This is a genomic window from Polyangium jinanense (genome assembly GCF_028435265.1).
GTDB classification, from domain to species: Bacteria; Myxococcota_A; Polyangia; order Polyangiales; family Polyangiaceae; genus Polyangium; species Polyangium jinanense.
On sequence record NZ_JAGTJK010000008.1, the window covers coordinates 57,845 to 77,355 of the forward strand.

18 protein-coding genes are annotated in these 19,511 nt (G+C 68.8%); 9 read left to right on the forward strand and 9 right to left on the reverse strand.

Annotation, left to right across the window (positions count from 1 at the left end; translation table 11 throughout):
* Positions 1 to 138: 138 nt before the first annotated feature.
* The 5 genes from KEG38_RS18100 (at position 139) to KEG38_RS18120 (ending at position 6,523) form a co-directional block, all read left to right on the forward strand.
* Positions 139 to 756, forward strand: coding sequence for a hypothetical protein (locus KEG38_RS18100; RefSeq protein WP_272420948.1), 618 nt, complete (start codon positions 139 to 141; stop codon positions 754 to 756).
* Positions 757 to 901: 145 nt separating this feature from the next.
* Positions 902 to 2,056, forward strand: coding sequence for a trans-sulfuration enzyme family protein (locus KEG38_RS18105; RefSeq protein ID WP_272420949.1), 1,155 nt, complete (start codon positions 902 to 904; stop codon positions 2,054 to 2,056).
* Positions 2,057 to 2,100: 44 nt separating this feature from the next.
* On the forward strand, positions 2,101 to 3,138 hold the full coding sequence (locus tag KEG38_RS18110) for a phosphotransferase enzyme family protein (protein ID WP_272420950.1): 1,038 nt from the start codon (positions 2,101 to 2,103) through the stop codon (positions 3,136 to 3,138).
* Positions 3,139 to 3,337: 199 nt separating this feature from the next.
* Complete coding sequence (locus KEG38_RS18115) at positions 3,338 to 5,269, forward strand: DUF4215 domain-containing protein (protein WP_272420951.1); 1,932 nt, start codon at positions 3,338 to 3,340, stop codon at positions 5,267 to 5,269.
* A gap of 180 nt (positions 5,270 to 5,449) precedes the next feature.
* On the forward strand, positions 5,450 to 6,523 hold the full coding sequence (locus tag KEG38_RS18120) for a monooxygenase (RefSeq protein ID WP_272420952.1): 1,074 nt from the start codon (positions 5,450 to 5,452) through the stop codon (positions 6,521 to 6,523).
* Positions 6,524 to 6,855: 332 nt separating this feature from the next.
* On the opposite strand, the gene KEG38_RS18125 is transcribed toward KEG38_RS18120, so the two are convergent.
* The 9 genes from KEG38_RS18125 to KEG38_RS18165 form a co-directional block, all read right to left on the reverse strand.
* Positions 6,856 to 8,748, reverse strand: coding sequence for a M2 family metallopeptidase (locus tag KEG38_RS18125; RefSeq protein ID WP_272420953.1), 1,893 nt, complete (start codon positions 8,746 to 8,748; stop codon positions 6,856 to 6,858).
* Positions 8,749 to 8,787: 39 nt separating this feature from the next.
* Complete coding sequence (locus KEG38_RS18130) at positions 8,788 to 9,477, reverse strand: HAD family hydrolase (RefSeq protein ID WP_272420954.1); 690 nt, start codon at positions 9,475 to 9,477, stop codon at positions 8,788 to 8,790.
* 76 nt (positions 9,478 to 9,553) lie between these two features.
* Entirely contained in the window at positions 9,554 to 10,060 is a 507-nt protein-coding gene (locus tag KEG38_RS18135) for a VOC family protein (RefSeq protein ID WP_272420955.1), read from the reverse strand.
* Positions 10,061 to 10,574: 514 nt separating this feature from the next.
* Positions 10,575 to 12,608 carry a TolB family protein gene (locus tag KEG38_RS18140; RefSeq protein WP_272420956.1) on the reverse strand — a complete coding sequence of 678 codons (2,034 nt, stop codon included), beginning with the start codon at positions 12,606 to 12,608 and terminating at the stop codon, positions 10,575 to 10,577.
* Between the two features lie 449 nt (positions 12,609 to 13,057).
* Positions 13,058 to 13,873: an MYXO-CTERM sorting domain-containing protein gene (locus KEG38_RS18145; protein WP_272420957.1), complete on the reverse strand. Its 816-nt coding sequence runs from the start codon at positions 13,871 to 13,873 to the stop codon at positions 13,058 to 13,060.
* A 29-nt stretch (positions 13,874 to 13,902) separates the two neighbouring features.
* Positions 13,903 to 14,532 (reverse strand): hypothetical protein, encoded by a 630-nt coding sequence (locus KEG38_RS18150; RefSeq protein WP_272420958.1) that lies wholly within the window; start codon positions 14,530 to 14,532, stop codon positions 13,903 to 13,905.
* Positions 14,533 to 14,591: 59 nt separating this feature from the next.
* The gene (locus KEG38_RS18155; RefSeq protein ID WP_272420959.1) at positions 14,592 to 14,831 is read right to left on the reverse strand and encodes a hypothetical protein; all 240 of its coding nucleotides are present in this window, start codon (positions 14,829 to 14,831) and stop codon (positions 14,592 to 14,594) included.
* A complete protein-coding gene (locus KEG38_RS18160; protein WP_272420960.1) occupies positions 14,828 to 15,397 on the reverse strand; it encodes an RNA polymerase sigma factor in 570 nt (189 codons plus the stop codon). The genes KEG38_RS18155 and KEG38_RS18160 overlap by 4 nt, the downstream gene beginning before the upstream one ends.
* Positions 15,394 to 17,676, reverse strand: a complete 2,283-nt coding sequence (locus tag KEG38_RS18165) for a VIT domain-containing protein (protein WP_272420961.1) — start codon at positions 17,674 to 17,676, stop codon at positions 15,394 to 15,396. Before KEG38_RS18165 ends, KEG38_RS18160 begins: the two co-directional genes overlap by 4 nt.
* 230 nt (positions 17,677 to 17,906) lie before the next feature.
* Between KEG38_RS18165 and KEG38_RS18170 the strand changes: the two genes are divergently transcribed.
* The 4 genes from KEG38_RS18170 (at position 17,907) to KEG38_RS18185 (ending at position 19,509) form a co-directional block, all read left to right on the forward strand.
* Entirely contained in the window at positions 17,907 to 18,122 is a 216-nt protein-coding gene (locus tag KEG38_RS18170; RefSeq protein ID WP_272420962.1) for a hypothetical protein, read from the forward strand.
* Between the two features lie 143 nt (positions 18,123 to 18,265).
* Positions 18,266 to 18,406: a hypothetical protein gene (locus KEG38_RS18175; RefSeq protein ID WP_272420963.1), complete on the forward strand. Its 141-nt coding sequence runs from the start codon at positions 18,266 to 18,268 to the stop codon at positions 18,404 to 18,406.
* Positions 18,407 to 18,448: 42 nt separating this feature from the next.
* Positions 18,449 to 18,868 (forward strand): nucleoside diphosphate kinase regulator, encoded by a 420-nt coding sequence (gene rnk, locus KEG38_RS18180; protein WP_272420964.1) that lies wholly within the window; start codon positions 18,449 to 18,451, stop codon positions 18,866 to 18,868.
* Between the two features lie 77 nt (positions 18,869 to 18,945).
* Positions 18,946 to 19,509, forward strand: a complete 564-nt coding sequence (locus tag KEG38_RS18185) for a type 1 glutamine amidotransferase domain-containing protein (protein ID WP_272420965.1) — start codon at positions 18,946 to 18,948, stop codon at positions 19,507 to 19,509.
* The last annotated feature ends 2 nt before the right edge of the window (positions 19,510 to 19,511 follow it).

Consider the following 19,511-nt stretch of genomic DNA (forward strand, 5'->3'; position numbering starts at 1 on the left):
CGTCCTCGCCCTTCCACGCCGCCTCGATGTCCGCCGTGTCGTCGAAGGGGAGGGGATGCAGGCGTCGAAAGGCTCTCCGAAGGAGCGGCCCGCGCGAGGCCGCTGGTGTTTCGTCGGGCGCACGATACGCTTGCGCGCATGACCGTGTCGCCTCCGCCCGTGCCGCCCGGCAAGAGCCCCTTTCATGTCCGCGGCTCGACGTATCTCGGGGTTCGCTCGTACATCGACGAACAGATCCCGGGCGGGCTCCCGGCCGTGCTCGCGCACGTGCCGGACGAGGCCGTCCGCGCATTCGCCTCGCAGGTATTTTTGCCCGTGGCCATGTACGACGTGCTCCCGCTCCGGTCCATCACGGAGGCGACGGCGCTCGCGGAGGGGATGTCGTACGAGGAGTCGGTGCGCGGGCGGGCTCGGATCGTCGCCCAGCGCGACATCCGCGGGCTCTACAAGCTGTTCTTCAAGGCCGTGTCGCCGGCGACGGCCGCGGAGCGATTGCAGCGCGCGTCGCTTCGGTATTTCGATTTCGGGGAGCTCGAGATCCTGGAGAAGGGCGCGAAGCGGACCCTGCTCGTCCAGAAAGGCATGCCGCGCTTTCTTTTGCCCTGGTACCTGCCCATGATCGAGGGATACACGGCCGTCGTCCTTTCGATCGCCGGCGCACGAAACCCGACGACGCGCGTGGAGCCGCCGCGGCGGGACGGGGAGCGCGAGGGGCTCGAGACGGTGTCGTTGCGAATCGAGCTCGCCTGGAGCTGAGCGACTCGCCCGTTCGACGCGGGTTTCCAGGAATGCCCGTTCGCAGCCATTTGCGCGAAGAGACGCAGAGTTTTCCCGCTGGCAAATGAAAAAGAGGCCGGGCGTCCTCGGAGATTCAGGGTAGAGTGGGGCGTCGAGGAGGCCCATGCGGCACGATTCCACAGGACGAACGTTCGCCCGGGAGAGCATTGCGGCGCAGGCGCTCGGCTGGGTGGACGCGGAGACGCGCGCGATCGTCGCGCCCATTCACCCGTCGACGACCTTCCTGCGAGACCCGGACAATCAATACCGGTCGGGCAGAGTCTACGGTCGGTCCGACAATCCCACGTTCGATCAGGCCGAGGCGCTGGTGACGTCGCTCGAAGGCGGGGCGCAGAGCATGCTGTTCGCCTCGGGAATGGCCGCGGCGACGGCCGTGTTCCTGAGCCTTTCGTCCGGCGATCACGTCGTCGTGCCGGAGGTGATGTACTGGTCGCTCCGAAGCTGGATTTGTGGCCCGGGGGAGCGGTTCGGCCTCCGGGTGTCGGTCGTGGACATGTCGAACCCGGAGAAGGTCGCGGCCGCGATCGAGCCGGGCAAGACGAAGCTCGTGTGGGTGGAGACGCCCGCAAATCCGCTCTGGGGCGTGACGGACATCGCCGAGGTGTCGCGGCTCGCGCACGCGGCGGGGGCGCTCGTCTGCGTGGACTCGACGTCGGCGACGCCGGTGCTGACGAGGCCGCTCGAATGGGGGGCGGATTTCGTGATGCATTCGGCGACGAAATATCTGAATGGTCACTCCGACGTGCTCGCCGGGACCTTGACGGCGGCGCATCCGAGCGATTTCTGGGAGCGCGTGCGGGTCACGCGGTCGCAAGTCGGCAGCATCGCGGGGCCGTTCGAGGCCTGGCTACTCGTGCGTGGAATGCGGACGTTGTTCCTGCGGGTGCGGGCGGCGTCGAAGAGTGCGCTCGCGGTTGCCGAGCACCTCGAGCGACATCCGCGGGTGCTCTCCGTGTTGTACCCGGGGTTGTCGTCGTTCCCGGCGCACGCGGTGGCGGCGCGGCAGATGGACGGGGGGTTCGGCGGGATGCTGTCGGTGCGGATCCGCGGCGGCGAGGAGGCGGCGGTGCGGGTCGCGTCGCGCGTGTCGCTCTGGAAACGCGCGACGTCGCTCGGCGGGGTGGAGAGCCTCATCGAGCATCGCGCGAGCGTGGAAGGGGAAGGCTCGCCGGTGCCGAAGGATCTGCTCCGGCTCTCGGTCGGGATCGAGGCGGCCGCGGATCTGATCGAGGATCTCGACCTGGCGCTCGGGGGCTAGCGCGGTTCTTGTGAAAACGCGCCCGTCGGTGCATCCTCGCGCCGATGGAGTCGATTCCGCCCTGGATTCTCGCCCGTTATCGTGACCTCGAGGGGCGGCCCCACGCGCCCCATGGCGGGGGCCTCATCAACCGCACGTTCCTCGTTGAGGGGCGCGCGGGGAAGGTGATCGTGCAGCGGCTGCACCCGGTGTTCGCGGGGGTGGTGAACGAGGACATCGACGCCGTGACCGCGCACCTCGCGCGAAAAGGCCTGGTGACGCCGCGGCCTCTGCGCACGGACGACGGCGCGCTCTGGGTCGATGACGAGGAAGGGCGGCCGTGGCGGGCCCTTTCGTTCGTGGAAGGGCAGAGCCACGACCGCGTGTCGGGCCCGAGCTTCGCGCACGAGGCGGGCCGCATGGTGGCGCGGTTTCACGCGGCCGTCGCGGATCTCGTGCACGACTACCGGCACGTGCGGGCGGGGGTGCACGATACGAAGAAGCACCTCGCCACGCTGGAAGCCGCGCTCGACGCGCACGCAGGGCATCGGCTGTTCGGCGAGGTCGAGCCGCTCGCGCGGCGCCTGCTCGCCGAGGCCGCCCGGCTTCCGGATCTCTCGAAGCTCCCGCTTCGGCACGTGCATGGAGATCTCAAAATATCGAATCTCATGTTCCAGGGCGAACAGGCCGTGTGTCTCGTGGATCTGGACACGCTCGGCCAGATGATCTGGCCTTTCGAGATGGGCGATGCGCTCCGGTCCTGGTGTAACCCGGCGGGCGAGAACGTGGATCACGTGGCGATCGACGCGGATACGTTCGGCGCGGCGCTCGCGGGGTACGGCGAGATCGCGCGTGGCTCGGGGCTCGTGTCGGCCGAGGAGGCGGGGGCGATCGTTTCCGGGCTCGCGACGATATGCCTGGAGCTCTCGGCGCGGTTTCTCGCGGACGCGCTGCGCGAGGTGTACTTCGGCTTCGACGCGCGGCGATTCCCGGCCCGGGGCGAGCACAACCTGGTGCGTGGCAAAGGGCAATTGGCGCTCTTCGACAGCGTACAGGCACAGCGCACGGGGCTCGAGCACGCGGCGCAGATCGCGCTGGGCTGAGTCACCGGCGCGGTTCGTCCTGCGGGAAAAGTTTGCCCTGCACGCACTCGGGTCTTGCCGCGGGATCGGATCCATGATCGTTTGCCCGGCAATATTTGACCATCCTCTGGCCCGAGTCCCGGAAGTCTCGTCTCTCGCCGCATGAGCGGCGGGTGCGGGGGACGCTTGCGACGTCGGCCGTCGAGGAGGCGTGGAGGGTATGATGATCAAGCGAGGTTTCTTCGGGGTGATGTGTGTCGGCGCGCTGCTCGGCCTCTCGAGTGTCGCCGGCGCCGAGCCCATCACGCAAAACACCGATCCCAACACGGTCGCTCCGAATAACTCGGTGGCCTGCGGTGACCCCACCGGCACGACCGAAAACTCCTTTTATCGAGCGTTCGATCTGTATGGCCTCGGCATTCCAGCGAGTGCGATTCGCAGCGTGCAGTTCGGTGTCCAAGGTGTGACCGGCGGCCCGAAGCAGGAGATCTTGGTCAAGTTCTACACGCTCAGCTCGACGATGCTGCTGGCGAACCTCGTCCCGTTCGGCTCGGCCGTCCCCGTGACGGTCCCGAATCAGCAGACGTCGCTGATCACCGTCCCCCTGAATCCGAACCTCTCCTTCGATACGCAGGACCAGATCGTCGTCGAGATCAACGCGCTGGATGGCCAGCCGACCGGCACCTCCTTCTACATCGGCTCGAATGCCGCCGGGCAGTCGGCGCCGAGCTACATCCGCGCGGAGGCCTGCGCCATGTACGGCCTCGACGAGATCACGGATCTCGCGGTGGCCGGCTTTGGGGACATGCACATCCTCATGACGCTCGACGTCGGCTTCTGCGGCGACGGCCTGGCCGAGGCCCACGCCGGCGAGACGTGCGACGACGGCAACACGGACAGCGGCGACGGCTGCGATTCGAACTGCACGATCACAGCCTGCGGCAACGGCGTCGTGACGGACGGCGAGGCGTGCGACGACGGCAACACGGACAGCGGCGACGGGTGTGACCTGAACTGTACCCCGACCGCCTGCGGCAACGGCGTGGTGACGGACGGCGAGACGTGCGACGACGGCAACGCGGACAGCGGCGACGGGTGTGACGTGAACTGTACCCCGACCGCCTGCGGCAACGACGTGGTCGCCGGCGGCGAGACGTGCGACGACGGCAACACGGCAAACGGTGACGGCTGCGACGCGAACTGCACGCCGACGAGCTGCGGCAATGGCATCGTGACGGGCGGCGAGCTCTGCGACGACGGCAACACCGTGGGCGGCGACGGCTGCGACGGCAACTGCCTCAACCCGAGCTGCGGCAATGGGTTCGTCGGCGTCGGCGAGACGTGCGACGACGGCAACGACACGAACGGCGACGGCTGCGACGTGAACTGCACGGCGACGGCCTGCGGCAACGGCGTGCTCACGGACGGCGAGGTCTGCGAGGACGGCAATACGGCAGATGGCGACGGCTGCGATTCGAACTGCACGCCGAGCGTCTGCGGCAACGGCATCGAGACGGCGCCGGAGGAGTGCGACGACGGCAACACGATCGATGGCGATGGCTGCGATTCGAACTGCAAGCTGCCCGACTGCGGCAATGCGATCGTCAACGAGGGTGAGGCCTGCGACGACGGCAACAAGAGCGACGGCGACGGCTGCGATTCGGACTGCTCGGTCACGGCGTGCGGCAACGGCATCCAGACGCTCGGCGAGGAGTGCGACGACGGCAACGAGGTCGACGGCGACGGCTGCGACACGACGTGCAAGTCGACGGCGTGCGGCAACGGCATCGTGACCGACGGCGAGGACTGCGACGACGGCAACGAGGTCGACGGCGACGGCTGCGACGCAAACTGCACGGCGACAGGCTGCGGCAATGGCGTCGAGACCGACGGCGAGCAGTGCGACGACGGCAACACGACGGACGGCGACGGCTGCGACGCAAACTGCAGGGTGGAGTCGAACGGCGAAGGCGGCGCGGGCGGCGCGGGCGGCGCGGGCGGCGCGGCCAGCGGCGGCGAGAACGTCGAGGGCGGCTGCGACTGCAGCGTGGCGGGCGAGAGCGACACGAAGACGTCGCTCGGCCTCTTCGGCGCGCTCTTCGCGGCCCTGCTCGTGCCCTTCCGGCGTCGTCGCCGGGCGGCGCGAGCCTGATCCTCACGGAGAGACTCCCTCACCCCAACCCCTCTCCCTCGCGGGAGAGGGGCTTTTTTTCTAAAATTGTGACCATTGCGGAAGTCGGTGCGTCCCCGCGAAAAGCATGGACGCCGCCATCGGTGGCGGGCTATGTTCGCCTTCACGCGCGCTTCTTGCCGTGATGAAAGCGAGATTCCCATGAGAATGCTTCTTCCCGTGGTCGCCATTTCTTTGGCAATGGTCGGTTGCTCGAGCTCCGGGAACGTCGACCTGGGGGCAGGGCCCGCTGGGCCCGGTGGATCGGGCGGAAGCGGTGGGAGCGGGGGCAGCGGTGGGAGCGGAGGCAGCGGCGGGAGCGGCGGCGGCAGCGTGAGCGAGAAGTCCTATACCGTGACGTTCGACCCCGTGAAGGTGCCCGCCGGGACGGAGCGGACGCAATGCGTGGTGAAGCGGCTCGGGAACGACGAGCTCGTGCGGGTTCACCGGATCCAAAACGTCCTGCCCACAGGCTCGCACCACCTCATCGTGTACCGGACGAACGACACGGTGGAGCAGCTCGAGCCGTTCGATTGCCAGCCCTTCGCCGACACGCTCGACCCGTCGAAGGGCGCGCCGGTGATGATCACGCAGAAGCACGAGGATACGCTGACGCTGCCGGACGGCGTGGCCTTCACGATGCAGCCGAACCAGATGGTGCGGCTCGAGATGCATTACCTCAACGCATCGCTGGCGGAGATCGAGGTGGGGGCGACGTCGACGTTCTACACGATGAAGGAAGCAGACTTCAAGGACGAGGCCGATTTCCTCTTCATCGGAAACCCCGACATCAACATCGCGCCGCATTCGACAGCAACACTCGGGCCGACGTTCATGAAGCTGCCCTCGGACCTCGTCGGCTCGAAGTTCTTCGGGATCACGGGGCACACGCATCAATGGGGCAAGAACGTGACCGTGGCGTCGGCGCCGTCAGCAAACGGGCCAGATACGAAGGTCTACGAGGTGGATGGCTGGATCTGGAGCGAGCCGCCGACAGTGGTTCACGACCCGCCGTTCCAGATTCCCGAGGGCGGTGGCTTCCGATTCACGTGCTCCTGGGACAACCAGAGCAACGAGCAGGTCGGCTTCGGAGAGTCGGCAAACGACGAGATGTGCTTCTTCTGGGCCTACTACTACCCGAGCAAGGGGTCGCGCGTCTGCGCACACACGGACCAGATCGGCGGCGGGCTCGACGTGTGCTGCCCAGGCGATCAGCTGTGCGGGCTGCTGTTCTGAGGGCGTAGCGCCGGGGTTTCACCCCGGGCCCCGACCAGGGGTTGTCCACCCCTGGACCCGGACCAGCGCAAGCGCTGGACCCGGGGTCGATGAACTGCGCGATGCGCAGTTCATCGAACAGGCCGAGGCAAGACCGGCGAGCGACCTTGCCAGTCAAGACCGCAGCGCCGCCGCCTCGGCTGGCAACACCGCTCATGGTCTTGCCACAGTCCCGTCCGAGAAACCGCGCATCGCGCGGTTTCTCGGCCCTCGGTCCAGGCCGTGCCTGGTCCGGGGTGCAGGGGGCGGACAGCCCCCTGCTGGGGTGCGGGGCAAAGCCCCGCTCCGCCCCCTCACCAGCCGCAGGTCTCGCCCTTGCTCTCCTCGCGGATCCACTTCCGCAGCGGCTCGAAGTATTCGAGGATCGCGCTTGCGTCGCCCTGGGTCTCGCCGGAGATTGCCTTCATTGCCTCTGGCCAGGGCTTGCTCGCGCCCATCGCCAGCATGGCCTTGAGCTTGTCGCCGGCTGCCTTGTTGCCGTAAATCGAGCACGTGTGCAGCGGGCCCGTGTGACCGGCCGCCTTGCAGAGCGCGCGGTGGAACTGGAACTGGTAGATGTGCGCCAGGAAATATCGCGTGTAGGGCGTCCCGCCGGGGACGTGGAACTTCGCGCCGGGGTCGAAATCCTTTTCGCTCCGCGGCACCGGCGCCGCGACGCCTTGGTATTTCTGGCGCAGATTCCACCACGCCTCGTTGTACTTGTCCGGCGGCGTCTTGCCCGCGAAGACGTCCCAGCGCCATTGATCGATGAGCTTCCCGAACGGCAGGAAGGCGATCTTCGCGAGCGCCTGCTTCATCAGGAAGTTCGTCTCCGCTTTCGGGTTCTCCGGGGCGTCCTTGAGCAGACCGATCGTCTTCAGATACCCAGGCGTCACGCTGAGCGCGATCGTATCGCCGATGCCCTCGTGGAAGCCGTCGTTCGCGCCCGATTGGAAGAGGACCGGCAGCGTGTGGTAGTAGACGTAGTAATAGTTGTGGCCGAGCTCGTGGTGGATGGTGATGAAATCCTCCTCCTTCGGCTCGATGCACATCTTGATGCGAATGTCGCCGGCGTACGTGACGTCCCAGGCGCTCGCGTGGCAGACGACCTCCCGGTCGCGCGGGCGCACGAACATGGAGCGCTCCCAGAACGTCTTCGGCAAGGATTCGAGGCCGAGCGACGTGAAGAATCGCTCGCCCATCTTCACCATTTCAATCGCGTCCACCTTCTTGTCGACGAGCGCCTTCGTCACGTCGATCGACGCTTCCTTCGGGTACGGCGTGACCAGGTCGTAGAGGTTCGACCAGTCCTGCGCCCACATGTTGCCGAGCAGGTGCGCCGGGATCGGGGCCTTTGCGCCGATCTTGTCCTCGCCGTAGAGCTTGCGGAGCTTCCCGCGGACGAGGCAATGCAGCTCGTCGTAGAGCGGTTTGACCTGGGTCCACAGGCGCTCGGTGTCGGCCTCGAAGGCCTCGGGCGTCATGTCGTAGCCGGCCCGCCAGAGCGCGCCCATGTCCTTGAAGCCAATCGAGCGCGCGCCCTCGTTGCCGAGCTCGGCGTAACGCGTGTACCGCTCCTTGATCGGCGGCGCGATCGAATGCCAGCCCGTCCAGGCGTCGAGCAGCTCGTCGTACTTGCGGCTCTTCCCCATGATGTTCGACAGCTCGTCGAGGTTCAGGCATTTGCCCTCGAGCCGCGGCGGGCAGTATTTGCCCTTGCCGTAATCGGCCTCCATCGAGACGGCGATCTGCGCGAGCTCGGCGCGCTTCTTCGGGTCCGGCGGCGCGGGCAGCGTGCTCGACAGCTTGATGAGCTTGAGCTGCCGCGCGACGGGCTCGTCGAGCTTCAGGCCGTCGAACCGGGTCGCGCCCGTGATCGCCGTGCCGAGGTATTCCATGTTCGCTTCCTCGGCTGCCGCCGAGAGCGCCGTCGTATCGTCCGTGATGTACGTCTTGTTCACCCAGGCCGCGCGTGCCGAGGCGGTCCAGAGTTTCTTCAGGTCGTCGTTGACACGGAGGGTGAACCCGTGCGCCTCCTCGGCCGTGGGCGGCTTCTCGGCCGCGGGCGCCTGGGTTTGCCCCGGCTTGGCCGTCGGGGCCTGGGTCGACGTGGGCGGGGGTGGCTCGGAATTACACGCGACGACGGCGGCGGCGGCGAACGCGAGCGGGAAGGTGAGGGCGAGGGAGGCGTAGGGGCGTAGTTTCATGGACCGGGCTCCGAGGTTTTGCCCGGTATAATCCGGAAACTAGGCGTCGGGGAAGAGCATTGCGAAGGCGCCCGGCGAAAGAAGATTGTCGCAGACGAACGTGGCGCCGGCCTTCGCGAGTTCTCCCGGGACGAACCTGCCCGTGCCGACGGCGAGCGACTCGGCGCCGATGGCATGCGCCGCCGCGATGTCCTTGGGCGTGTCGCCGATGACGACGACGCGGCAATCGCCCCGGTCCCTGCCGAGCTGCTCGGCGCCGCGCCGGGCGCCGGCATCGAGGATCCGGGCGCGTTCCTCGGCGTCGCAGCCGAATCCGCCGAAGGAGAAACGATCGAAGAGGCTCGCGCGGTCGAGCTTGATACGGGCGCCGTCCCGAACATTGCCCGTGCCGAGGCCGAGCGCGATGTGAGGAACACGAGCGGCTCGATCGAGGACGTGGTCGATGCCGGGGTGGGTGACGTAGCCGGTGGAGGCGGCGACCTCGGCGACGAGGGCTTCGAGGTAGGCTTCGAGGACGCGGTCGATCGAGGGTTCGTCGGCGCTCGCCCCGACGGCGTCGAGACCACGGCGGACGATGGCGCGATCGGTCATGCCGTCGAAGGAGAAGTGCGCGCACGCATCGGCCCGGCCGGTGACGCACTCGAAGGCGCGCTCCATGGAGCGACGGCCTGCCCCGCCCGTGTCGATGAGGGTGCCGTCGATGTCGAAGAGGAGGATGGTGGGTTGCACGGGCGGAGTATGCCAGAGACGAAGGATCGTGCTCCCCGCGGCGTGCGACCGGCTGCTCGGGAAACGAGGGCGCCGCTCAGGCGCGGCCGGCGCGCCGCGCGAGCTCGTGCAGGTCGGGGGCCCCGGTGGGGAGGTCGCCGGGGAAGCCCATGCAGGTGAGCTCGAGGTGATTGCCAAAGGGATCGTAGAAATAGAGGGACGCCTGTCCGGGTGAGCCGAGCCGGCGCGGCCCTTCGGTGGCGACGCCGTTCGCTTCGAGGGCGTTTTTCATCGGGACCATGTCCTCGGCCGCGACGGCGAAGGCGATGTGCGGGTGGTCCTGCGTGGCCGCCGGCCAGCCGTGGCCCTGCGGGAAGAGGTCGATCCGAGCCGTGCCGAGCTGGATCGTGATGTGGGTGCTGCGCGCGGCGTCACCTGTGCGGCCGAGCGAGGCGAGGAGCTCGGGGGTGACGCGCATGAGGACCTTCGCGCCGAGGAGGCCGACGTAGAAACGTTCGGCGACCGCGAGATCGCCGACGGGCAACGTGAGGTGATCGATTCCGTGGATGCGGCCCGCGAAGGGGCTTTCTTGGATATCGCTCATGATGTGACCTCCCCGAAGGGGATTCGTGAAGCCAGGGGAGGGCGACGTCCAATCGTTTCGTGCGAACGAGGATGAGCGTGGATTGTCGGTCGTTATGGACATACCTCCGGCGAGGCAAGGGCATCACCCCGAAGTCCGGTCGACAGGGCGCAGAGATGAAGGCGACCATGCCGACGCGCTGTCGATCGGGCGCGGGGATGAAGGGGACTACGTCGACGCGCTGTCGATCGGGCAGGGGGGATGAAGGCGACTACCCCGACGCGCTGTCGACAGGGCAGGGGGGATGAAGGGGACTACGTCGACGCGCTGTCGACAGGGCAGGGGGATGAAGGCGACTACCCCGACGCGCTGTCGACAGGGCGTGGGGATGAAGGCGACTACCCCGACGCCCGATCGATCGCACGCGGGGGTGATCGTGAGAACGTCGACGCCCGATCGATCGGGCACAGGGATGACAAGCGGGAGCCCCCTCCCTACTCCGCCGCGCGGAGAGGGAGGGAGGGGGAGGGGGAGGTCACTTCGGGGGCTTCTGCGCGCAGAACCCGTCGATGCACTCGTCGGCCGGGTTGCAGCAGTCGGCCTTCGTGGTGCAGGCGTTGCCGGTCTCGGAGCAGGAGCCTGGCGGCGGGGGCTCGCCGCAGACGTACGCGCCGCTCGCCGGGTCCTTGACGCACTGGCCGAGGCAGCAGTCGGCGCCCGTGACGCAGGTCTCGCCCTGCTCCTTGCAAGGCTCCGGCGCCATGTACGCGTTCTCGGAGAGGCCGCAGCCCTCCTGCCCGCGCATGTAGAAGGGCGGATGCGAGGGATCACCCGCCGTCGGCGGGTCGTCGATCGCCGTCATCCAGAGCTGCTGGCGGTTCGTGTTGACCAGCGTGTTGCCGTAGTCGCGGCGCGAGATGAAGACGAGCCAGTAATACCCGCCCGCGCGCTGCGGCGCGAAGACCGGGTTGAAGCTCTTGTTGTCGCTGGAGGCGATGGCGAGCTTCTTCAGCTCCGTGCCGTCGGGCTTGACGAGCCAGAGGTCGCCGTTGCCCGTCGAGCGCGAGCCGGACGTGGGGCGGCCGAACGCGATATACTGGCTGTCGGACGTGAAGCTCGGGTACGCCGGGCGTCCGCTGCCCGCGGCCTGCGAGACGATGGGCTGGACGTTGCTGACCGTGACGCCGTCGGCCGCGACGTCGCCCGCGGCGAGGTAGCCGCTCGACGCGTCGAAGACCCAGCCGCCGCCGCCGAGGCCACAGATGGCCGCGACCTTGTTCCCGTCCGGCGACCACGCCGGCTCGCCGCAGCCGGTGCCCATGGCGTTGCTGTTGAGCACGGCGCCGCCGGCCGCGTTGACGATGCGCAGGATGGCGTTGCTCGGGTTCAAGGCCGCGTCGTTGCTGACGAGGATCTTGTCACTCGTGTGGTTGAAGGCGCTGAACGTGCCGCCGAGGCCAGAGCCGGGCGGGATCGCGCCGTATTGCGCCGGGACCTGCGTGAGGTCGACCGTGATCTGCGGGAAGGGCGAGCCCGTGTCGAGCGTGGCCATCATCGTCTTGCCGTCACGGCTGACGCTGTGGCAGCCCCAGCAGCCGCCGGGGTTGAAGAACTCCTCGGGCGTGGCGGAGTCGGGCTTGATCTTGAGGATGCGGCCGTTCGAATTGCCGCCGCAGGCGCCGGGCAGCTCCCAGTAATACACGGCGCCGCGGACGCGGCCCTGCGCGACGTGCCAGACCTGGCTCGTGGGCGCATACGCGCCGCCGCCGGGCGCGAGGCGCGAGAGCTGCACCATGATCGGGTCGCTCTGCGCGCCCGTGCCGGAGGAGCCGATGTACTCCCAGTCTTTCTGGTCCATCAGATACCGAGCCGGCGCGCCGGTCTGGAAGTACGAGACGTACTCCATGTGCTTCTCGGTGATCTTGAGGCGGTAGATCTCGGTGCCGGAGGCGCCGTTCCACTGCATCTCGGGCGCGAGGACGCCGAGCGGGAAGACGGTGTCGTGGTACGGGTAGACGATCGACATGCCCGGGTCAGGGCCGATGGGGTTGTCGAAGGCCGCCTGCTGCGCAGGATCGAGGCCCGCCCCGTTGACGGTCTTCTTGACGTTGACCGTGACGTTGGTGTTCGCCACGGCGTTGCTGAGCTTCGCCGTGAGGACGCCGGTGCCGCCAACATTGCCGGTCGGCATGAAGGTCGCGCCGGTCATGTCGCCGATGTCCGGCCGCTCGTAGACCCACGAGACGAGGTTCGTCACGTCCTGGCCAGCCTGGGTCTTCACGGTGAAGATCTGGGTCGGCTTGTTGAGGTCGATGACGTTCAGCGTGGGGTTGAGGGGCGTGATGATGAGCGCCTGGACGTTCGGGTCGCCCCCATTGCCGCCCGAGCCGCAGTTGAAGAGACAGCCGCCTTCGCCGCCCCCTCCCCCCTGACTGGTGCTGGTGCTGCCCCAGTCGCCGGCGTCGCCGCCGTCGCCTCCATTGTTCGAGCTGGTGGCGCCGCAGCCATAAGCGAACATCGCCGCGCCGAGCGAGCTCACGATACCAAGGAATGCAAAGCGTCCGCGCATGCCCATCTCCCGGTGTGGGTCGCCGGCCGTGCCTGGCGGGCGAGAAGCCGCAAGATACCACTGAGCGGAGGAGCTCTGCAGGGCGAAGTGGCAATTTTCCGGCGGAGAGGGCCAGTACGCCGAGCAGAGCCGTCGCGCCGGGGCGCTGCCCCGGACCCCGCGGGGGCTGTTCGCCCCTCGACCCGAACCAGCGCAAGCGCTGGACTCGTGGTGGAAGAACTGCGCTTCGCGCAGTTCTTCCAACGGGCCCGTTGGACCGCGTCGCCCATCGACAGGGCAGCGCGGCTGTCTTGCTTGGCAGGGTGGTGGGTGGTCTTGACTCGGCCTGTTCGATGAACTGCGCATCGCGCAGTTCATCGACCCCGGGTCCAGCGCTTGCGCTGGTCCAGGTCCAGGGGCGGAGAGCCCCTGGTGGGGCCTGGGGCAACGCCCCAGCGCAACGGCCCCCGTCAGCGGGAGGTGCGGCGGCGAAGCGCGAAGGCGGCGCCGAGGAGCAGGGCTGCGAGGGGCGCGCCGGAGGAGGGGGCGGGGAGGCCGGCGACGCGGCAGCCGCAGCCACCTTGCTTGGGGGCTTCGGCGGGGGGCGCCTCGGTGGGCGTCTCGCCCGTGGCTGCGGGCTCCGTGGGCGCCTCGGCGGCGGCGGCGGCGGGCTCGCCTTCCTTCTTTTCGGCCGAGGCGTCGTCCTTCTTCTCCTCGGTGGGCTTCTTCTTCTTTTCGCCTGCGAAGACGATGGCGCGACGATCGACGACGGGGTTGTCGCCCTTCAGGATGAGCTTGATGGTCTGGCCCATCTGGGCGCCGTCGGTCTGGCGGGTGATCTTGAGGTCGTATTCGCCGGCCTCGAAGCCCTTGTCACGACGGATCACGAAGTCGAACTTCGTGATGTTGAAGACCTTGCCGCTCGCGTCGGAGAAACCGACGTCCATGCTCTCGTTGATGCTCGGCTGGTTCTTCAGCGGGAGCTTTGTGAGCAGCGGGCGCTCGGGGGACTGGTCCGTGAGCGAGCGCTCGTAGAGCACGGTGGGCGTGAAGCTGAAGATCATCGGGATGTACGCGATGTCCGGCTTTGCCCCGTAGTTGATGGTGAAGTTCAGCTTCCACTTGCCGTTGACCTCCTCGGGCTCGCGCGTGGCGAGGGCGACGGTGCCTGCGGCGCGCGCGTCGGTCGGCGCGAAGAGCACGAATGCGAGCGCGAGGGCGGCGAAGAGCGCGCGGAGGATCGCCGCACGACGAGGCTGTGGCTGCAATGCGAGCGCTGATTTCATGGTGGGACCAACCTATCAGGTTCGAGGGATCACGGGAACCAGAGGAGCTTGTCCTCGGCGCCCTTGTAACAATCGGCCTGGGCTTGCTCCTCGTTGTCGCCGCAGCCGCCGCCTAGGCAACTCGCGATGTCGTGGAGCGCGGAGGCGTTGTACCGCGTGGTGAACATGGCCTGCTGCGCGGGCTCGAGGCGCTTCATGGCGGCCTTGCACTCGGCGAACTCGACCTTCTCGCAGCGCGTGGCGCGGTTGCAGCGAGCGTCGATGACCTCGTCGACGCCGGGGCCGCTCATCGGGAGATCGACGAGGGCCTTGTCGTTGCACTCGGAGAGGAGGAGGGCGCGATCGGCGGCGGCGGGATCGCCGGACGCCTTGGCCTCCTCGACGCGCTCGAAGTAGCACTTCGTCATGACGCGGATGTAGGCTGCTGAGGCGGTGGGGGAGGCCGTGCGGCACTCGGTCATGCGATCCCAGGCGCCGCCCGGGCCCTCGGACTTGGCGAGGGCGTCGCACCACGCGGCCTGCGCGGTGGTGACGTCGGGCCGGTCGGGGTAGTTCGCGTTGCCGCCGCAAGCGACGATGGCAAAGCCGGTGACGAGGAGGGCCACGGCGCGGCGGGCCGTGCTCCGGCGATCCTTCGGGGTGGAACGGACGTCGTGCATGGCGCGACGGTATCATGCACGCGCCGGGCGGGACGAGTTCGTCTGCTTGGATCGATGTCCTAGCCGCCGCGGATCCGCGCGAGCACGGCCCGCGCCGTGGTCGAGAGGCCGTCCGGATCGAGCGCCGCCTCCACGACACGTTGCCTGCGCGCGAGCTCGAATGCTTCGGCCCGGCCCGCCTCGTCGAGGTCGTGAAAGGCCGGGTGGGTTCGCACCTCGCCGAGTGGGCCGCGGGCCCGGTAGGCGCCGGCGAGGGCCTCGATCAGCGCGTCTCGGTCGTCGCCCGGGTTGCCGCTCATCGGAGCTCTGCCTCCAGGTTGACGTGGTGCTTCTCCAGGCACTCGGCGAGCAATTTGCGCGCGCGGGTGAAGTTCTGGAGGAACGTGTTGATGCGCATCCCGAGCCGCTCGGCGAGTGTCTCGTCAGGCTCGGCGCCTCCGCTCGCGAGGCGGGCCCCGAGGACCTCGGCGGGCTTGTCGGGGAGTTTTTCGTGGCAATGCGCGATGAGCTTGCGCAGGAGCGGGTCGGGGGCGCGGGGCTCGAAGGTCTCGAGGCGGGTTTCGTCGAGGTCGTCGTCTTCGACCGGCGCGAGGCGGGCGCGGCGGAGGTCGTCGATGCAGAGGTTTCGGCCGATGCGGATGGCGAGGCGGACGAGGCTGTTGGGGCGGCCGTCCGCTGCGTGGCGCGGCGCGACTTGCCAGACGCGGAGGAGGGTTTCCTGGAGGACGGCCTCGGTGTCGACGCGGGTCGCGTAGGGCCGGAGGCTGTCACGCACGCGGCCCTCGGCGCCGGCGATCCAGCGCCCGAAGGCGTCGGCGTCGCCGGCGGCGATGGCGGGGAGGTGGACGTCGAGATCGAGCATCACGCGGGGGCGATGGAGGTGACGGGCGCAGGCAAGAGGCCGTGCTTGCCCGGCGAGTCGGGCGGCGCCGCGGGCTTGCGGAAGGCGTAAAGCAAGCCGGCGAGGAGCGCGAGCAAAAGGAGCACGAGGAGGACGACGGGAAGGCGTGAGGCGTGTTTCTTGGGCGCGGTCGCTAGCGCGAGCTGCGTATCCACGAGGGGGGACGGCTCCGGCATGTTGTTCTGCGGGATCACCGGGGTCGCCGGACGCGGGGCCGACGCAGGAAGATTGCGAGGCGCGGCCATGGCCGGCAGCGGGAGCGAGGGGGCCGGGCCCGCGATCAGATCATCCGTCGGGTCGAGCTTCGCCTCGGGCGCTGTCTTGCCGAGCCGCGCTTTGAGGTCGATCTTCCCTTTCGTCTTTCCGCCCGCGGCCGCGCGCGCTGGCCGCAGCCCGAGGCCCTCCGCCGACATGCCGTGCGGCAATTCGTGGGGCATGCGCTCGCGCCGGAGCGCGTCGTCGGGATCCACCGTCACCTGCTCGGTGACCGCGATCCACGAGGTCAGGCGCGTGGCGATCTTGAAATCGAGTCCGATGCGCTCGATGGCGTCGTCGAGGGTGCGCCGATCGCCGCCGCGGGCCAGGGCGAGCTCGAGGTCCTCGACCTTCTCGCGGCCGAAAAGCGCCGCTGCCGGGCTGTCGTCGCCGGCTTCGATGGCGGGGACGTCGAGGCGCTTTTCCCAGGTTCCTTCGCGGGTCTGTCCGCGGACGAGGAGGCTGCCTCCCTCGGGGCGGAGCGCGAGCGCGACGAGGACCGGCGCGCCCGCGAAGAGATCCGGCAGGCGCAGAGGCGCGTGCTCGACGAGCGCCGAGCCCGAGATGTCGAGGTTCACGAGCACCGGCGCCGCGGTGCGCGCGACGAGGCGCGCGGCGGCCCGCTCCGGGTCCTCGCCGAGGCCGATCACGACCTCGATCCCGCGTCCCGCGCGCGCGGCCGGCGCGGTGAGCGAGCGGTTCACAGCCGAGCCCACGCCCACCGTGTGCAGGCGCGACGAGGCCGGCAGGCGGTCGAAAATCGCCCGGAGCACCTCGGTCTCGAAGCCGATGTGGCCGTCGGTCACGAGGACGACCTGCCGCTGCGCGTCGGGCCGGAGCGTGCGCAGCGCTTCGAGGATGCCGGCGCGCATCTCGGTGCCGCCGGACGCGCGGAGCGCCCGGAGCCAGGCGAGGGCCTCGCGCTTGGCAAGGTCGGTCGCGCGGACGGGCGCGTCGTTCCAGCGCCGCGGCGCGCTCGAGAATTCGATGAGCTCGAGCTGGTCGTCGTCGTGGAGCGTGTCGATGAGGGCCGCGACGACGCGGCGGGCCTGATCGAGCGGCTCGCCATGCATGGAGCCGCTCGTGTCGAGCAGGACCACGAGATCCCGCGTGACGGGACGGAGCGAGGGCGAGGCCACGGGCGGGACGATGGTGAGCAGGCCGTGGGCCATTTGCGCGGCGTCGCCTGCGCGGCGCGAGGTGTCGAGCGAGAGGCCGACCTTGGGCGTGGCGATGCTCCAGCGGACGACGAGGTCACGATCGAGGCGCGCGCCGGCGCGGGCGCCGAGGTTCACGACGATGCCCTGCTTCGGGTCGCCGCTGATTTCGAGGGCGTGCGAGGGGGACTCGGGCCGCTTGCCCGCGGCGAGCGTGTCGTGGATGAGGCACGTGAGGCCGAGGCGCGCGGGCAGGGGGCCGTCGGCGACGTCCTGCGTGATGCGCGCGGCGTCGGGGACGCGGCCCTCTTCGCCGAGGTAACGGGGCGCGACGACGGTGGGGAAGCGCCACTCCCAGGCGCCCTCGTCGAGCCAGGCGAGGCGTTGGTCGATGACGATCTCGGCGACGAGCTCGGCGCCGGGCGGGATGTTGCCGATCTCCTGGGTGAAGAGGCTCGACCGGTCCTGTTCGAGCAGCGCGGCGCTCTTGCCCTCGACGAGGGCGCGCTCGTACCGCTCGCGTGCTTCGGCGCGGCCGCGGACGTCGCCGACGATGCGCTGATCGCCGATGCGGAAGGAGAAGGCGCTGACGGCGCCGCCTTCCGGGAGCGGGAGGCTGTAGGTGACCGCGAGGGGTTCTTCGTACGGGTTGGCGAAGCGCTGCTCGAGGATGACACGCGCGATGCCGCCTTGGGCGTCGGCCTGGAGGGTGGTGCCGCGGAGAGGGAGGACGCGGCCGTCGGTCGTGACGAGGCGCGCGCCGTTCGAGGGCGCGGCCGGGGCGAGGTTCGGGGACGAGGGGGCGTTGCGGGAGAAGAGTGACAGGGTCATCGGTGCCTCCGCCCGACCAACGAGAGGGGCCGCAGGCTGATGACAAAAAATCGTACGGGCTTCGGAGCCGGGTGACCAGATGGGATGGACCGGGTCGCCCGGACGGAATGACGCGACCGTCGACGCAATGGCGGGGCGAATGAAGAGCGCGCTCCATAACGGGCGGCGAAATCTTTACGCTTGCCTTTCTCGCCCTCGTCTCCGAAGGTGAGGAACGAGCGTCGGCCGCCATGAAGAGGACCCCGGGGAAAAGTTCCGCAGCGCGAATCGTGAGCGGCTGCGACGTGAACGAGCCTCCAGATCCAGGCCTCCTGATGTTCGGGCGTGGCATGAGCCGCGCGAAGCACGTGAAGGCCGCCGATCGGCTCGATCCGAGGCGCTCGGCGACCGAGCGGCGCGCGCCTGATCTGGCGAGGGGCCCTCCGCCCGAGCGCGCCGAACCCTAGTCGGGGCAGCGTCACGAAGGCCGGGATTTCGGCCGTCACGGATCGCCTGCCCTCGTTTCGCGCGCGCCGGTGAGCGCCGGGAGCCCGGTGCATTCGTGCGTGCTCGCGATGCCACTCGTCCACGATTCAATCAGGAGGGGACGATGAGGTTTTCGTATTTTCTCACGCGCCCCGAGCTCGTGCTTTTCGTGAAGCTCGGGCTCCTCGTGTCTTGCGTCGTCGGATTGCGGTCGCTCGCCGGGGTCCTCGTCGAGGAGGGCGAGGACGACGAGTCGGACGAATGACCGGTCCGCATTCCTTATTCATGCCCCGAGAGGTCCACGCCCATGTTCCCCATCGCTCCGAGCCTCGTGATCACGACCCAGGATGCAGAGCGCCTTCACCGGGTCGTCGAGCTCCACCTCGAAGGCCAAAGGCGCGCGGCCGCGGAGGCGCTCGACCGGGAGCTCGCGCGCGCCAGGCTCGTCGCGCCGCCGAACGTGCCGCCCGACGTGGTGACGATGAACAGCCTGGTGTTGTACCTGGACGAGGTGACGCAAAAGCGTCGCGAGGTGGTGATCACGTATCCGCGGGACGCGCGTGTCGAGGATGGGCGCGTGTCCATCCTTTCGCCCATTGGAACGGCGCTGCTCGGTCTCTCCGTGGGCCAGGGCATCACGTGGCCGATGCCCTCTGCCGGCCCCAAGCGGCTGCGCGTGCTCGCCGTGCCCTACCAGCCCGAGGCCGCAGGGAATTTCCAGCTCTGACGACGGGCCCGTGGGCTCGTCCCGCGCCGTCCATGGCAGATGCCTTGCTTGCGCGGGGCCGTGGAACGGAGGGTGTCATGGCAAACGAGCTGACGGGCAGGCGGGTGGCCATTCTGGTGGAAAACGGCTTCGAGCAGGTCGAGCTGACCGAGCCGCGGCAAGCGCTCGACAGGGCAGGCGCGCAGACGGCGATCGTGTCGCCGGTGAGCGGGCAGGTGCGTGGCTGGAACTTCACGCAATGGGGCGATTCGTTCGGCGTGGACGTGGAGCTCGCGAATGCCGGGCCGGAGAACTTCGATGCATTGCTCCTGCCCGGCGGGGTGATGAACCCGGACAAGCTGCGGATGAACTTTGAGGCCGTTCAGTTCGTGCGCACGTTCTTCGATACCGGAAAGCCCGTCGCGGCCATTTGCCACGGGCCATGGATGCTGGTGGAGGCGAACGTGGTGCGCGGCCGGCAGGTGACATCGTGGCCGTCCATCCGGACGGACCTCGTGAATGCAGGCGCGACGTGGGTCGATCGGGAGGTGGTGAACGACAGCCAGCTCGTGACGAGTCGCAAGCCGGACGATATCCCCGCCTTCAATCGGGTGATGATCGAGCTCTTCGCGAAGGCCCGGCCCGTGGCGAAGGCGGCGTAGGC